General features: G+C 66.4%; 10 protein-coding genes and 1 pseudogene. 7 read left to right on the plus strand and 4 right to left on the minus strand.

All coding sequences use genetic code 11. The features are described 5' to 3' along the window. Nucleotides 1–100: 100 nt before the first annotated feature. Nucleotides 101–1,131, minus strand: a pseudogene (locus R5H30_RS17555) (trans-3-hydroxy-L-proline dehydratase). 157 nt (nucleotides 1,132–1,288) lie between these two features. Between R5H30_RS17555 and R5H30_RS17560 the strand changes: the two are divergent. From R5H30_RS17560 to R5H30_RS17575, 4 genes are all read left to right on the plus strand, one after another. Further along, entirely contained in the window at nucleotides 1,289–2,707 is a 1,419-nt protein-coding gene (locus tag R5H30_RS17560) for a homospermidine synthase (RefSeq protein ID WP_318329879.1), read from the plus strand. Between the two features lie 77 nt (nucleotides 2,708–2,784). Then, nucleotides 2,785–3,867 carry a histidinol-phosphate transaminase gene (gene hisC, locus R5H30_RS17565; RefSeq protein ID WP_318329880.1) on the plus strand — a complete coding sequence of 361 codons (1,083 nt, stop codon included), beginning with the start codon at nucleotides 2,785–2,787 and terminating at the stop codon, nucleotides 3,865–3,867. Between the two features lie 2 nt (nucleotides 3,868–3,869). Continuing rightward, nucleotides 3,870–4,790 carry a prephenate/arogenate dehydrogenase family protein gene (locus tag R5H30_RS17570; protein ID WP_318329881.1) on the plus strand — a complete coding sequence of 307 codons (921 nt, stop codon included), beginning with the start codon at nucleotides 3,870–3,872 and terminating at the stop codon, nucleotides 4,788–4,790. Next, nucleotides 4,787–5,578 carry an extensin-like domain-containing protein gene (locus R5H30_RS17575; protein WP_318329882.1) on the plus strand — a complete coding sequence of 264 codons (792 nt, stop codon included), beginning with the start codon at nucleotides 4,787–4,789 and terminating at the stop codon, nucleotides 5,576–5,578. Before R5H30_RS17570 ends, R5H30_RS17575 begins: the two co-directional genes overlap by 4 nt. Here the strand turns inward: R5H30_RS17575 and R5H30_RS17580 are convergent. Continuing rightward, a complete protein-coding gene (locus R5H30_RS17580) occupies nucleotides 5,575–6,576 on the minus strand; it encodes a DUF2125 domain-containing protein (RefSeq protein ID WP_318329884.1) in 1,002 nt (333 codons plus the stop codon). The genes R5H30_RS17575 and R5H30_RS17580 overlap by 4 nt on opposite strands. Before the next feature lie 65 nt (nucleotides 6,577–6,641). Between R5H30_RS17580 and R5H30_RS17585 the strand changes: the two genes are divergently transcribed. The 3 genes from R5H30_RS17585 (at nucleotide 6,642) to R5H30_RS17595 (ending at nucleotide 10,456) form a co-directional block, all read left to right on the plus strand. Continuing rightward, a complete protein-coding gene (locus tag R5H30_RS17585) occupies nucleotides 6,642–7,172 on the plus strand; it encodes a gamma-glutamylcyclotransferase (protein ID WP_318329885.1) in 531 nt (176 codons plus the stop codon). Between the two features lie 74 nt (nucleotides 7,173–7,246). Next, nucleotides 7,247–8,473, plus strand: coding sequence for a biopolymer transporter ExbB (locus R5H30_RS17590; protein WP_318329887.1), 1,227 nt, complete (start codon nucleotides 7,247–7,249; stop codon nucleotides 8,471–8,473). Between the two features lie 3 nt (nucleotides 8,474–8,476). Then, nucleotides 8,477–10,456: a peptidoglycan -binding protein gene (locus R5H30_RS17595; RefSeq protein WP_318329888.1), complete on the plus strand. Its 1,980-nt coding sequence runs from the start codon at nucleotides 8,477–8,479 to the stop codon at nucleotides 10,454–10,456. Between the two features lie 1,078 nt (nucleotides 10,457–11,534). Here R5H30_RS17595 and clpA read toward each other — a convergent pair. Beyond that, nucleotides 11,535–13,856, minus strand: coding sequence for an ATP-dependent Clp protease ATP-binding subunit ClpA (gene clpA / locus R5H30_RS17600; RefSeq protein WP_318329889.1), 2,322 nt, complete (start codon nucleotides 13,854–13,856; stop codon nucleotides 11,535–11,537). 179 nt (nucleotides 13,857–14,035) lie between these two features. After that, nucleotides 14,036–14,803, minus strand: a complete 768-nt coding sequence (gene gloB / locus R5H30_RS17605) for a hydroxyacylglutathione hydrolase (protein ID WP_318329890.1) — start codon at nucleotides 14,801–14,803, stop codon at nucleotides 14,036–14,038. Between the last annotated feature and the right edge of the window lie 43 nt (nucleotides 14,804–14,846).

Genomic DNA, 14,846 nt, shown 5'->3' on the forward strand with positions numbered 1-14,846 from the left:
GGCCTTTTCTTGTTTCGGGCGTTGGCGGGGGCGCTGCCCCCGGCGCGCTGCGCGCACCTCCCCCGGGATATTTTCGAACCAGAGAAGGGCCGAGAGCCGGCTAGGTCTCGCGGGGCCAGGTGTCCGACAGGCGATAGCCCTGCGGGTAGGGGTCGTCGGGGTCGAGCATGTGCTGGTGGGTTCGGTGATCCAGGCGCGGCCGCTGATCTCGGGGCGGATGGCGGCGCGCACGCCGACCCGAGCGGGGCCGAGAATGCGGCCGTGGAATTCCGACCCGATGATGGAAACGCCGGTGAACCGGTCGGCTTCGCCCATCTCGCCGCGGGCCGCGAGCAGCGCCATGCGGGCCGAGACGGCGGTTCCGGTCGGTGAGCGGTCGATCTTGCCGGGGCGGATCGCGACAACGGATTTTGCGCGCAGGTCCGGGCCGTCACGGGTTACCGGCCCGGCGAAAAGGCAGAAGGAATGGTGACGCCAGTCGGGCTGTTCGGTATGTGCAAAGGCAAGCTGGTCATTGGCCGCGGCGGTGATGCGCATGCCGATTTCGGCGATGGCGCGGGCGTTTTCCGCCTCGAGCGGCAGGTCGAGTGCCGACGGGTCGACCACGACGAAGCTGTCGCCGCCGTAGGCCGTGTCGACGGTCAGGGTGCCGATCCCCGCGACCTCGAGCGGGACTGAGAGGCTGTGCGCGAAGGACGGCAGGGTCTCGAGCGTGATGCGGTCGGCCTTGCCGTTGCGGCAGGCGGCGGACACCCGGACCAGACCGCCGGGGGCTTCGAGCACCATGTCGGTCACCGGCTCGCGCATCGGCACGATCCCGGTGTCGAGCAGGACCGTGGCGACGCAGATCGCGTTCGAGCCGGACATCGGCGGCGTGTCCTCGGGTTCCATGATGATCCAGGCGGCGTCCGCTTCCGGGTGGCGCGGCGGGACCAGCAGGTTGACATGGCGAAAGACGCCGCCGCGCGGTTCGTTGAGTACGAAGGCGCGCAGCGCACCGTCTTCGTGGATCCAGCGGCGCTGGTCCCAGAGGGTTTCACCAGGCGTCGGAGCGACACCGCCGACGATGACGTCGCCGACCTCGCCTTCGGCATGGGCCGACACGACGTGGATGATCTTGGAACTGCGCATGTGGGTCCCTCGCAACGTTTCGCACGAGGCTGGGCTGCGCGCGCCGCCGTTGCAAGCCACCCTCGACCGCAGGGTCGGGACCGTCCCGGCGTTGACCTGCGGGACCGGCTCGGGCATCAGCGAAGGCGATCCGGATCAATCCCAGGAGGCCAGACCCATGACCACCTATCCGACCTACGGCCGCATCGACGGCCCGATCGCGATCATCGGCTTCGGCTCGATCGGGCGCGGCACGTTGCCGCTGATCGAGCGGCATTTCGACTATGACGCCGACAAGCTGGTGGTGATCGAGCCCGACCCGGGCGTGCACACTTTCCTCGGCCAGCGCAAGATTCGCCATCTGCAGACGGCGATTACCAGGGAGAACTATCGCGACGTGCTGGGCCAGGTCTTCGCCGAGGGGCAGGGGTTCTGCGTCAACCTCAGCGTCGACACCTCGTCGCTCGATATCATGCGGTTCTGCCGCGAGATCGGCGTGCTCTACATCGACACGGTTGTCGAGCCCTGGGCGGGCTTCTATTTTGAGACCACCGAGAACGCCGAGCGCACCAACTACGCGCTGCGTCAGAAGGTCCGCGACGAGAAGGCGGCCAACCCGGGCGGCCCCACGGCGGTGTCCTGCTGCGGGGCCAACCCGGGCATGGTGAGCTGGTTCGTCAAGGAGGCGCTGCTGACGCTGGCGAAGGATACCGGGCGCGAGGGCGACGCCCCGACTGACCGCGCCGGCTGGGCCGGGCTGATGCAGACGCTCGGCGTCAAGGGTGTGCACATCGCCGAACGCGACACCCAGGCGCGCCGGACGCCGCGGCCGCGCGGTACGTTCGTCAATACCTGGTCGGTCGAGGGCTTCATCGCCGAGGGATTTCAGCCTGCCGAGCTCGGATGGGGCACGCACGAGACCTGGATGCCGGAAAACGCGCATGGCTACGACACCGGCTGCCAGGCCGGCATATGGTTCGAGCGCCCGGGTGCGATCACGCGGGTGCATACCTGGTGCCCGACGCCAGGGCCGCAGTTCGGGTTCCTAGTGACGCACAACGAGGCGATCTCGATCAGCGACTACTACACGGTCGGGGACCCAGGCGCGCCGGAATTCCGGCCGACCTGCCACTATGCCTACCACCCGTCGGACGACGCGGTGCTGTCGCTGCACGAGATGTTCGGATCCGGTCGCCAGCAGACCCGGCACCACATTCTCGAGGCGGACGAGATCGTCGAGGGGATCGACGAGCTGGGCGTGCTGCTCTACGGGCACGAGAAGAACGCGCTCTGGTACGGCTCGCGCCTGTCGAACGCCGAGGCGATGGAGCTTGCACCCTACCAGAACGCGACCGGGCTTCAGGTCACCTCGGCGGTGCTCGCGGGGATGGTCTGGGCGCTGGAGAACCCGACGGCGGGCATCGTCGAAACCGACGAGATGGACCACGCGCGCTGTCTCGAGGTGCAGCGGCCCTACCTGGGGCCGGTTGAGGCGCATTACACGGACTGGACTCCACTGCAGGACCGCTGGGAGCTGTTTCCAGAAGACATCGACGAAAGCGACCCGTGGCAGTTCAGGAACGTGCTGGCAAGCTAGGCAGATTGCCCCGTGACAACGCCTGCGCCGCGATCTAGAGACGACGCGGGACAAGAGGTGAACAGGAAGACCCGCAAATGAATACCGCCATTCGCCCGCAACCGGGGATCATGGACATCGCGCTCTACAAGGGCGGCGCGAGCCATGTGGCGGGGGTCGAGAATGTCGTCAAGCTGAGTTCCAACGAGAACCCGCTTGGCGCGCCCGACGCGGCGGTCGAAGCCTACCGGCGCGCCTCCTACAACCTGCACCGCTATCCGTCGGCGGATCATGCGCAGTTGCGCGCGGCCATCGCCGAGGTGCACAGGCTCGATGCCGAAAGGATCGTCTGCGGCGCGGGCTCTGACGAGATCATCGCCTTTCTCTGCCAGGCCTACGCGGGTCCGGGGATGGAGGTGCTGCACACCGCGCATTCCTTCGGCATGTACCCGATCTCGGCCCGCGCGGCCGGGGCGACGCCGGTCGAGGTGCCGGAGCGCGAGCGTGTCACCGATGTCGACGCGCTGCTTGCGGCCACCACCGAGCGGACCGCGCTGGTCTTCATTGCCAATCCCAACAATCCCACCGGAACGATGATCGCCGCCTCCGAGATCGCGCGGCTGGCCGACGGACTGCCGAAACAGGCGATCCTGGTGCTCGACGGGGCCTATGCCGAATATGTCGAGGGCTACGACGGCGGCGCGTCACTCGTCGAGAGCCGCGAGAACATCGTGATGACCCGGACGTTTTCGAAGATCTATGGGTTGGGCGGCCTGCGGGTCGGCTGGGGCTACGCGCCGGCGGCGATCGTCGAGGTGCTGAACCGCGTGCGCGGGCCGTTCAACCTGTCGAATGCCGCGCTGGCGGCGGCCGAGGCGGCGGTGCGCGACACCGGCTGGACCGAACACTGCCGGGCCGAGAATGCGCGCTGGCGGACCTGGCTGGGCGATGCGCTGGCCGAGGTCGGGGTTCCGTCGGACGTGTCGCTTGCCAATTTCGTGCTGGCGCGGTTCTCGTCGCGCGACGAGGCCGAGGCCTGCAACCAGCATCTCATGGCCCAGGGTCTTCTGGTGCGCCATGCCGCGAGTTTCAACCTGCCCAACTGCCTGCGCATTACCGTGGGCGACGAAAGCGCCTGCCGGCGCATCGTGCACGCCGTGCGTCAGTTCAAGGACGGCTGAGCATGTCCGTTATCTATGACCGTGTCGCCCTGATCGGGCTGGGTCTCATCGCGTCTTCGATGTTCTGGGCGATGCGGCGCGCGGGCGTCGCCGGTGAGGTGGCAGGCTATGCGCGCAGCGAGGCCACGCGCGAGACGGCCCGGCGGATCGGGTTGTGCGACCGGGTCTGCGACACCGCCCGCGAGGCGGTCGAGGGCGCGGACCTTGTTGTCCTGTGCATCCCTGTCGGCGTCATGGGGGACGTGGCGCGCGAGATCGCCCCGGCGCTCAAGCCGGGTTCCACGGTCACCGATGTGGGGTCGGTCAAGCGCGACGTGATCGACAACGTGGCGCCGGAAATTCCCGATGGCGTGCATTTCGTCGCTGGTCATCCGCTGGCAGGCACCGAGCATTCCGGTCCCGAGTCAGGCTTTGCCGAGCTTTTCGACAATCGGTGGACCTTGCTGATTTCCGCCGATGACACCGACCCCCAGGCCCTTGCGAAGTTGCGGCGCTTCTGGGAGGCTCTTGGCGCAAATGTCGAGGAAATGGACGCCGACCATCATGATCTGGTGCTCGCCGTGACCAGCCATGCACCGCACCTGATCGCCTACACGATGGTGGGCGTGGCCGACGACCTGCGCCGCGTCACGGACAGCGAAGTCATCAAGTATTCGGCGGCGGGCTTTCGCGACTTCACCCGGATCGCGGCGAGCGACCCGACCATGTGGCGCGACGTGTTTCTCAAGAACCGCGAGGCGACGCTGGAAATCCTCGGACGCTTCACCGAAGAGCTGTTCGCCCTGCAGCGTGCGATCCGGACCGGCGACGGCGATCACCTGCATGCCTACTTCACCCGCACACGCGCCATTCGGCGCGGCATCGTCGAAGCGGGACAGGATACGGACGCGCCCGACTTCGGTCGAGCGAACCGGCCCAAGTGATCCGGCCGCTGGCACTGGCGCTGCTTCTGGCGGCGAGTGCGGCGGCGGCAGCCCCGGATCGATCCCTGCGCCCCGAGGCGCGCCCGGGCGCTAGCCTGGCCGGAACCGTCGTGACGACCCGGCGCGCCGGACCGCCCGGCACCCCCGCGCGCACGACAGTCGAAACCGCTCAGGCCGAAACGGACAGCCCGCGCTTTTCGCTGCGTCCGCTGTTGCGGTCTCTGGGTGTGGAGAACACCGCGCGCAAGCAGCGTGCGCTGCGCGCCAAGGGCGCGGTTTGTGGAACCCCCGAGATCCAGGGCGAACGACTGAACACCGTCGCCGGACGTGGCGCCTGCGGCGTGACCGACGCCGTGCGCGTGCGCTCGGTCTCTGGCGTCGTTCTGAGCCAGCAATCGGTCATGGACTGCCGGACGGCGCAGGTGCTGAACGCCTGGGTCGCCCAAAGCGCCAAGCCCGTGCTGCGCCGGCGTGGCGGCGGGCTTGCGCGGCTTGAGGTCGCGGCGCATTACGCCTGCCGGGGCCGCAACAACCAGAGCGGCGCGCGCCTGTCCGAGCATGGCAAGGGCCGCGCCATCGACATCTCGGGGTTCACCCTGCGCGACGGTTACACGATCTCGGTTCTGCGCGGCTGGAACTCGGCCGATTTCGGCCCGATGCTGCGAACGATGCACAAACAGGCCTGTGGACCCTTCGGCACCGTGCTGGGGCCCGGATCGGACCGCTTCCACAGCGATCATTTCCATTTCGACACCGCGCGCTACCGCAGCGGTTCCTACTGCCGCTAGCGCAGGTAGATGTAGGGCGCGGGACCGAGCGGCAGGAAGCCCATCTTGGTCCGGCCATCCTCGAACGTCAGCGTCACGTCGAAGTTCTCGGGATTGCCGCCGAGGTTGGCGAGCGTGCCGAGCACATTCTCGAGTTGCGGCCGGAAGTCGGAGTTCAATGCCCCGGCCGCTTCGGCCAGCGTCAGGATCTCGCGCCAGTTCTGGGCCTGCAACTGTACCTCGCCTTCGGGCACGCCTCTGGCGTCGATGTCAAGCTCGGCCGCCGCCTTCAGGCGCAGGTCGCCCCAGGCCGCTTCGGCAAGCTGAAGGTCGATCCTGCGCGGCTGCGGACGGCTGTCCGCCAGCGCGCTGCGATCCCAGGGCCGGTCAAAGCGCACATCGGCCTCGAGCGAGAAGCGGTCGAAGGTGACCGGCCAGTCCTCGGGCACGAAGAACCGGTCGCGCGCCTGAGCGCCGGGCTGGAAGCCACCGGCATCGAGCGTGAAGGCATAGGTCTCGGGCGAGGCCTCGGCCTGCTGCATCTCGAGGGTCAGACTGTCGGCCGAGACGAGGTTGCCCTCGGGGTCGTCAACTTTCCACGGCCCGGAGGTCAGCGACATGTGTTCAAGCTGCAGGCTGTTGCGCGGGTGGGTACGCAATGCCGCCTGGCCGCGCAGGGTCAGGAATGACCGGCCGGTTGGGTTGGCGAGGATGATCGGCTCGTCCGGCAGGTCGACCAGAACGTCTCCGGGCCACCAGGCCTTGGCCTCGATGTCGAGGCTGCGCAGGTCGACCGCGACACCGGTTTCCGGGTCTGCGACCGCGGGCAGGTCGATCGTCAGGTGCAGGCGTCCCGGAAACCCCTTGCGCGTGATCCCCGCGTAATCGGCCTGCCAGCCTTCGGCGCGGCGGGCCTCGAACCAGCCCGCGACGCCGCGCTCCATGCTCGAGACGGCGAACCACCACCAGCCGCACCAGGCCAGCACCGCGACCACGCAGATCTTCAGCAACAGTCTCATGCTCCGGCCCTTTCACTCACCCGCGTTTTGAGGTTTACGGGGTTGCGTCAAAGAGGACCAGAGCGATGACGATGTGGGTATTCGGCTACGGCAGCCTGCTGTGGAACCCCGGCTTTCCGGTCGCGGAATCGGTGATCGCGACCTTGCCGGGCTATGCCCGATCTTTCTGCATGCGCTCGATCCATCATCGCGGCACCGAGGAGAAACCCGGCCTGGTGCTGGCCCTCGACGCCGATCCACAGCACGTCTGTGAAGGCGTGGCGCTGGCCGTCGCCGACGGTCACGAGGACACAACGCTGGCCTACCTGCGCGAGCGCGAGCTGATCTCGTCGGCCTACGTCGAACGCGAACTCGCCATCGATCTACGCGACGGGCGCCGGGTCACCGCGCTGGTCTACGTCATCAACGCCGACCACGTGCAATACTGCGGCGGCCTGCCGCTGGAAGAACAGGCGCATATCATCGCCCGCGCCCGCGGCGGCATGGGTCCCAATAACGAATACCTTTTCAACACTGCCGCTCACTTGAGCGAAATCGGCCTGCACGATCCGGATCTGGAATGGCTGACCCGGCGCGTGCGCGATCTCGGCGCATAAACTCTTGGCGTCAATCGGGATTTTCGGTGTAGGTAGTGGTCAGAGCAGATAAAGAGGGGTCAGGAGCACCGCGCATGGCGCCGTCCGACCAGGAAAGCAGACCGGTCTTTTCGCAACCTGTCCGGCAGATCGTTCTCATGTTGCTGGTGCTGGGCCTCTCCGGTGCCGGGGCGTTTCTTGCGCTGCCGCGGGTCCTGCCGGTCTTCGAGGCCAATCCTTACCTCAACGGTTTCATCCTTTTTGTCTTCGTGATCGGTGTGCTGGCCTGTTTCTACCAGGTGTTCCAACTCATCGGATCGGTGCGCTGGATCGAGCGCTTCGCCGCAAGCACGCTGGACACCCGGGCCAGACCCCCGCAACTGCTGGCGCCACTGGCGTCGCTTTTGCGGTCGCGCGGGGCGCGGATGCAGATCGGGTCGACCTCGGCACGCTCGATCCTCGACTCGGTCGCCACGCGCATCGACGAGGCGCGCGAGATCACGCGCTACATCGTCAACATGCTGATCTTTCTCGGCCTTCTGGGCACGTTTTACGGACTGGCTACCACAGTTCCCGCTGTCGTCGACACGATCCGCAACCTCGCACCCGAGGAAGGGCAGGGCGGGGTGGCGGTTTTCAACCGTCTGATGAGCGGCCTGGAAAGCCAGCTCGGCGGTATGGGCGTGGCCTTCGCGTCCTCGCTGCTGGGCCTCGCAGGATCGCTGATCGTGGGCCTGCTCGAACTCTTCGCCGGGCACGGGCAGAACCGGTTCTACCGCGAACTCGAGGAATGGCTGAGCTCGATCACGCGGCTGGGTTTCCATTCCGGCGAGGAGGGCGGCGACCAGAGCGGTCTGACCGTCGTCATCGATCACATGGCCGACCAGATGGAGGCGCTGCAGCGACTCTTCGCGCGCTCGGAGGTCGACCGCAGCGCCAGCGACCAGCGCATGGAAGACCTGGCCGAGGCGATCCGGTCGGCGGTGACGGACGGCCCCGGCGATGACGCCGCAACCCAGGTTCTGACCCGGATCGCGGAAGGGCAGGAGCGTCTCGCCGACAGCCAGGAAAGGCTTGCGCAGGGTCAGGAACGGGTGATCGCGGCGCTCGAGGACCGTGAGCGAGGCGAAGGCATTGACGCCGAAAGTCGCATGCGCCTGCGCTCCATCGACGTGCAGATGCTGCGCATTCTCGAGGAGATCTCCGCCGGTCGGCAGGAAAGCATGAGCGAACTGCGGGCCGATCTTGCGGCCCTCACCGACGCGCTGAGCCAGCCGCGACGGTTCCGCACCATCGTCAAGCACGACGACCGGGAGCGGTGAGCCATGGCCTTGTCGCGCCGCACCGGAGCACGGTTCCAGGCCTCGATCTGGCCCGGCTTCGTGGATGCGATGACCGGGCTTCTGCTGGTGCTGATGTTCGTGTTGACGATCTTCATGATCGTGCAGTTTGTGCTGACTGAACGCATCACCGGGCAGGAGGACGAGCTTGACCAGCTGGCCGGAGAGGTCGCGGCACTGGCACAGGCGCTGGGCGTCGAACAGCGCCAGAACCGCACGCTCGAAGGACGCGTCGGCGAACTCGACGCCTCGCTCGACGATGCGCAGTCGCGCATCGCGGCGCTGACCGCGCAGACCGACCGGCTGGGTGCCGAACGCGACGCGCTGAGCGCCGAGCGCGATGCGCTGAGCGCCGAGCGCGACCGGCAGGCGGCCGATCTCGATGCCGCGCAAAGCCGGATCACCTCGTTCGAGGCCCAAGTCGCGGCGCTGTTGTCGCAACGCGACGATGCGCTGGAGAACGTCGCGGCGCTCGAGCAGCGCCGGGACGCGCTGGAAGGCGAGCGCGACGAACTGGCGGCGGCGCGCGACACGCTGATGAGCGAGCAGGAGGCGCTGAACCTCGCGCTTGCGGCCGCGCGCGGCGAGATCGACGCGCAGGCCGAGGCGGCGCGGCTTGCCGCCGCCCGGCGCGAGGCGCTCGAGGCGCTGGCCGCTGATCTGCGCGCACGGAATGCCGAGACCGAAGCGCAGGTCGCGACGCTGACCGAGGACCTCGAGGAAACCCGGACGGCGCTCAGCGACGAGGAGGCCGCCCGGCTAGCCGAAGCCGCGGCCGCCGAGGCCCTGCGCAACCGGCTGGAGGACGCCGATGCCGAACTGACAGCGATGACACTGGCGCTGGAGGAACAGCGCCGCGAGGCCGAGAACACGCTGACGCTCTTGGCCGCGGCCCGTGCCGCGGAGGAGAATCTCGACACCCAGCTTGCTGCCGCGCTGCTGCGGATCGCGGGGCTGCAGGAAGATGTCGCCGTGGGCGAGGAGGCGCAGACCGAGCTCTCGCGCCTCACCGAGGAAAACCTCGATCTCGAGACCCGGCTGCAGGCGGCGCTCGACCAGCTCGACACCGCGCAGGCCGAGGCGGCGCAAGACGAAGAGGCGTTGCGCGCGCAACTGGCCCAGGCACTGGCCGCGAAACTGGCCGCCGAAACGCTGGCTGAGGATACCTCCACCGAGGCCGAACGACAGGCTGCCCTGTTGGCGCAGGCCCGGACGGCGCTGGAGGACGAAGAGGCCGCCTCGGCCGAGGCGCAGCGGCAGACCGAGTTGCTCAATCAGCAGGTCGCGGCCCTACGCACCCAGCTTGGCGGTCTTCAGGCGCTGCTCGACGATGCCGTGGCGCGCGACGCGGCCAGGGAAGTGCAGCTGCAATCGCTCGGTACGCAGCTCAACACCGCGCTGGCGCGGGTCGCTGCCGAGGAACGCCGCCGGGCCGAACTTGAGGCTGCCGAGGTCGAACGCCTGCGCGCCGAGGCCGAACGCTTGGCGGAAGAAAGCCAGGACCTCGCGCAGTACCGTTCGGAATTCTTCGGTCGCCTGCGCCAGCTGATCGGAAATCAGGAAGGCGTACGCATCGAGGGTGACCGGTTCGTGTTCTCCTCCGAGGTCCTTTTCGATCCCGGGCAGGCGCTGCTGTCCGTCGAAGGCCGGCAGGAGGTCGCCAAGGTGGCGACGATCCTGCGCGGCATCATGGACGAGATCCCGCCCGAGATCGACTGGATCATCCGCGTGGACGGGCACACCGACGACGTGCCGCTGTCGGGGCGCGGCGAGTTCGCCGACAACTGGGAACTCAGCCAGGCGCGGGCGCTTTCGGTGGTCAAGTACATGTCCGAAGCGCTCGGTCTCCCGCCAAGCCGACTGGCGGCCAACGGTTTCGGCCAGTACCAGCCCGTCGATCCGGCCGACACCGAAGCCGCCCGCGCCCAGAATCGCCGGATCGAGCTGAAGCTGACCGAGCGCTGAGGTGTGGCGCTGCTCAGCCGCAGGCGGCGGTGGGATGACATGGTGGCTGCATTATCCGTGCCTGCCGAAACCGAGGACGACCGCGCCCGAGGTTGCGGATCCACGGGAGACAGACCGAGTGCTGTATCGGGGCGTGCTCTTGGGTACACGCGATCAAACCGACCTGACAACGTCCGAAAAGTGCTGCTGGTTACGCCGTCACGCGATATCTCTGTTCGGCTACTTCGGTTCCCGGGAACGCCTGCAAACGAGCGCCGGTGAGGAGCGCGTCCCTGCCGGCGCGACGCCTTGGGCCACGCCTTCGAGCGGTCGCCTTTTTTCTCAGTCCCGGCCGAATGCGTGATCCCTGCTACCCTTTCCTAGTCCACTGGTAGGATTGTTCGGCTGAGCAGGGGTTTACTTTGGCGACAACGCGCTCGGATCGTCGCGCCAAAGACCCAAGCGCGGCAGTACGGGTGCCTCTGCCCGGACACGCCGAGGTGCAACGACCTCGCCATCCCTGGACTTGCGACCGTGCCTCAGCCCGTCTTCTTGCGTCATCCCGCCGAACCCCTTGCTTGCGCGGAGACCTGCGTGCCCTGGCCACGAACGAAACTTCGGCACATACTTGAATCGACCTGTGCGGAATGGAAATCAGATTCCGAAGTTTAGCCGGCCAGATCCAGCATCTTCATTTTCTAAACTTCGATACCTGGGGGATCACACGACGGAAAACAGAGGCCAACAACTCTACCCCGCCTCGGCTGGCAAGCCTGCAAGGTCATTCGACAGGTGACTTCTGGCGATGTGTCAAATACGACGCCGATCCGGTCCGTGCTCTTCCGAAGCTCGACCGGGAGGTCACTAGGCAGGTTCGTCAGCGCGGGCAGCGATTATGGACGGTCCGGAGCCTGAGATACGTTCGACGCACGGGACATCCACGCGGCACGGCCGGTCAACTTTCGAATGGGGCTTGGCGAGCAAGATTTCCGATCGCTTGGCCGACTTTTTTGCAACGACACCTTTTTCACACTGACATGATCCGAAAACGTGAAAGGCGCCCGATTTCAGGCACCTTTCAAATGAGTTTTCAGCTTGTCTATTCCGCGGTCAACAGCGGTGGCTTGTTGCCGGAGATGCGCGGCTTGTCCGGGCCGTCGATCCGCAGGTCGATCTGGCCGTCCTTGACGCCGACGCGGACCACGCCGCCTTTCATCAGCTTGCCGAAGAGCAGCTCTTCTGCCAGCGGCTTCTTGATGTTCTCCTGGATGACGCGGCCAAGCGGACGCGCGCCCATCTTGGAGTCGTAGCCCTTGTCGGCGAGCCACTCGGCGGCAGGCTTGGTCAGCTCGATGGTCACGTTGCGGTCCATCAGCTGCGCCTCGAGCTGCAGCACGAATTTCTCGACCACCCGCAGGATCACCGACTTCGGCAGCGGCGCGAAGCTGATCACCGCGTCGAGACGGTTGCGGAATTCCGGCGTGAACGTGCGCTCGATCGCCGCTGTATCCTCGCCCTCGCGCCGCTCGCGGCCAAAGCCGATGGCCTCCTTGGCCTGCTCGGCAGCCCCCGCGTTCGAGGTCATGATGAGAACGACGTTGCGGAAATCGACCGTCCGGCCGTTGTGGTCGGTCAGCTTGCCGTGATCCATCACCTGCAACAGGATGTTGTAGACATCCGGATGAGCCTTCTCGATCTCGTCGAGCAGCAGCACGCAATGCGGGTGCTGGTCGATCCCGTCGGTGAGCATGCCCCCCTGATCGAAGCCGACATAGCCCGGGGGCGCACCGATCAGACGCGAAACCGCGTGTTTCTCCATGTATTCGGACATGTCGAAGCGCAGCAGCTCGACACCGAGCGTATCGGCCAGCTGCTTGGCGACCTCGGTCTTGCCGACACCGGTGGGGCCGGCGAAGAGGTAGTTGCCGATCGGCTTTTCAGGCTCGCGCAGGCCGGCCCGGGCCAGCTTGATCGCGGAGGACAGCGCCTCGATCGCCTTGTCCTGCCCGAAGACCACCCGCTTGAGCGAGCCTTCGAGATCCTTGAGCACCTCGGCGTCGTCCTTCGAAACGTTCTTGGGCGGGATTCGCGCGATCTTGGCGACCACCGCTTCGATTTCCTTCGTACCGATGGTCTTGCGGCGCTTGTTCGCCGTCACGAGATGCTGCGCCGCGCCGGCCTCGTCGATCACGTCGATGGCGCTGTCGGGCAGCTTGCGGTCGTTGATGTAGCGATGCGCAAGTTCCACCGAGGTCTTGATCGCATCGGCGGTGTATTTCACCGCGTGATGCTCCTCGAAATAGGGCTTGAGGCCGCGCAGGATCTTCACCGTGTCCTCGACGGAAGGCTCGTTCACGTCGATCTTCTGGAAACGGCGGCTGAGCGCGCGGTCCTTCTCGAAGTGCTGGCGGAACTCCTTGTAGGTGGTCGACCCCATCGTGCGCAGCTTGCCGCCCGCAAGCGCGGGTTTCAGCAGGTTCGACGCGTCCATCGCGCCCCCGGAGGTGGCACCGGCACCGATCACCGTGTGGATTTCGTCGATGAAGAGCACCGCGTCCTTGTGCTGCTCGAGCTCGCTGACCACGGCCTTGAGGCGTTCCTCGAAATCGCCGCGATACCGCGTCCCGGCCAAAAGCGCCCCCATGTCGAGCGAGTATATCGTGGTGCCCGCGAGAACCTCGGGCGTCTCGCCCGCGACGATCTTGCGTGCAAGACCCTCGGCGATGGCGGTCTTGCCGACGCCCGGGTCACCGACCAGAAGCGGGTTGTTCTTGCGCCGGCGGCAGAGGACCTGAATGCACCGCTCGACCTCGGGCTCGCGCCCGATAAGCGGATCGACATTGCCTTCGCGCGACTTGGCGTTGAGGTCCACGCAGTATTTCTCGAGCGCGGTTTCCTTCTTTTCACCGTCGGTGACGCCCTTTGCCTCTTCCTCGTGCTCCGGCGCACCGGAAACCGGGCGCGGCTCGCCGTAGGCGGGATCCTTGGCGACGCCGTGAGCGATAAAGTTGACCGCGTCATAGCGCGTCATCTCCTGCTCCTGCAGGAAGTAGGCGGCATTGCTTTCACGCTCGGCGAAAATGGCGACGAGCACATTGGCCCCGGTGACCTCGGTCCTGCCGGAGGACTGCACGTGGATCGCGGCGCGCTGGATCACGCGCTGGAAGGCGGCTGTCGGAACGGCTTCCGAGCCGTCGATGTCGGTCACGAGATTGCTCAGATCCTCGTCGACGAATTCGACGAGCGTGGCGCGCAGATCGTCGAGGTCGACGCTGCAGGCCTTCATTACGCGCGTCGCATCGGGTTCGTCGATCAGGGCCAGAAGCAAGTGTTCGAGGGTTGCGAATTCGTGGCGTCGCGCATTGGCCAAAGCCAGCGCGGAATGGATTGCCTGCTCAAGAGTCGTCGAGAATGAAGGCACGATTATGTGCTCCTTCTGGTCGGGGGTCGGTGAGGAGACCCGATGCGTGTCAGACCCTCATCCAACCATGGCCTCATAGTATTAGAGTTTGGTTGATCACCGGCGCGCTTCAAGTTTTTTCTTTGTTTACACGTTCACAATTTCCATTGACGTGTTTTTAGCGTCCGCGAATTGGGCTTTCAGAACGCGTCCTTGCGGGCGCGGATTTCCGCGAACACTTCCGCGTCGGTGGCGTCTTGCATGTCGAGACGCGCGCGGATGTCCGGGTTGCTGGCACGCAGGAACGGGTTGGTGGCCAGTTCCAGCGAGAGGGTTGAGGGAACGGTGGGCCGGTCGTGCGCTCTGTCACGGTCGACCTTGTTGATACGGGATATAAGGTCGGGATTTTCGGGTTCAATGGTCTGCGCGAACTTGCCGTTGGACTGGGTGTATTCGTGGCCGGAATAGACCATCGTGTCCGGTGGCAGGCCAGCCAGTTTCGACAGCGACGTCCACATCTGCTCGGCGGAGCCTTCGAACAGCCTGCCGCAGCCAAGCGCCATCAGGCTGTCGGCGGTAAACACGGCCTCGGCCCGGGGCATGTGAAAGGCGATGTGGCCCACCGTGTGGCCCGACACGTCCATCACCTCGACGGGCTGGCCGGCGAATTCGAAGCTGTCGCCGTCGCCGACCTCGCGGTCGAGATCCGGCAGCCGCTTGGCGTCGGCCGCGGCGCCCGTGACCTTGGCGGGGTGGCTTGACAGGATCTCGGAGAGGCCCTGAACGTGGTCCGAGTGATGATGCGTGATCCAGACCTCGCTCAGCGTCCAGCCGCGTTCGCCGAGCACCTTCGCGATCGGGGCGGCTTCGGGCACGTCGACGAGGGCGGTTTCGCCGCTGTCCGGGTCATGGACGAGAAAGGCGTAGTTGTCCGAGAGGCAGGGCACGGTCACGATTTCGACGGGCATGGTCATTTTCCTCCTGCTTTGCGAGACTGCGCCCCAGAGTGAA

The sequence above is a fragment of the Roseobacter sp. FCG-D35 genome (assembly GCF_033436665.1).
Lineage (GTDB): Bacteria > Pseudomonadota > Alphaproteobacteria > Rhodobacterales > Rhodobacteraceae > JAWQFO01.

What these genes read in the sequence shown, in the direction of transcription:
- R5H30_RS17570 (WP_318329881.1), top strand. Translation starts at nt 3,870, where the DNA reads ATGTCCGTTATCTATGACCGTGTCGCCCTGATCGGGCTGGGTCTCATC.
- R5H30_RS17590 (WP_318329887.1), top strand. Translation starts at nt 7,247, where the DNA reads ATGGCGCCGTCCGACCAGGAAAGCAGACCGGTCTTTTCGCAACCTGTC.
- R5H30_RS17560 (WP_318329879.1), top strand. Translation starts at nt 1,289, where the DNA reads ATGACCACCTATCCGACCTACGGCCGCATCGACGGCCCGATCGCGATC.
- hisC (WP_318329880.1), top strand. Translation starts at nt 2,785, where the DNA reads ATGAATACCGCCATTCGCCCGCAACCGGGGATCATGGACATCGCGCTC.
- R5H30_RS17585 (WP_318329885.1), top strand. Translation starts at nt 6,642, where the DNA reads ATGACGATGTGGGTATTCGGCTACGGCAGCCTGCTGTGGAACCCCGGC.
- R5H30_RS17595 (WP_318329888.1), top strand. Translation starts at nt 8,477, where the DNA reads ATGGCCTTGTCGCGCCGCACCGGAGCACGGTTCCAGGCCTCGATCTGG.
- gloB (WP_318329890.1), bottom strand. Translation starts at nt 14,803, where the DNA reads ATGCCCGTCGAAATCGTGACCGTGCCCTGCCTCTCGGACAACTACGCC.
- R5H30_RS17580 (WP_318329884.1), bottom strand. Translation starts at nt 6,576, where the DNA reads ATGAGACTGTTGCTGAAGATCTGCGTGGTCGCGGTGCTGGCCTGGTGC.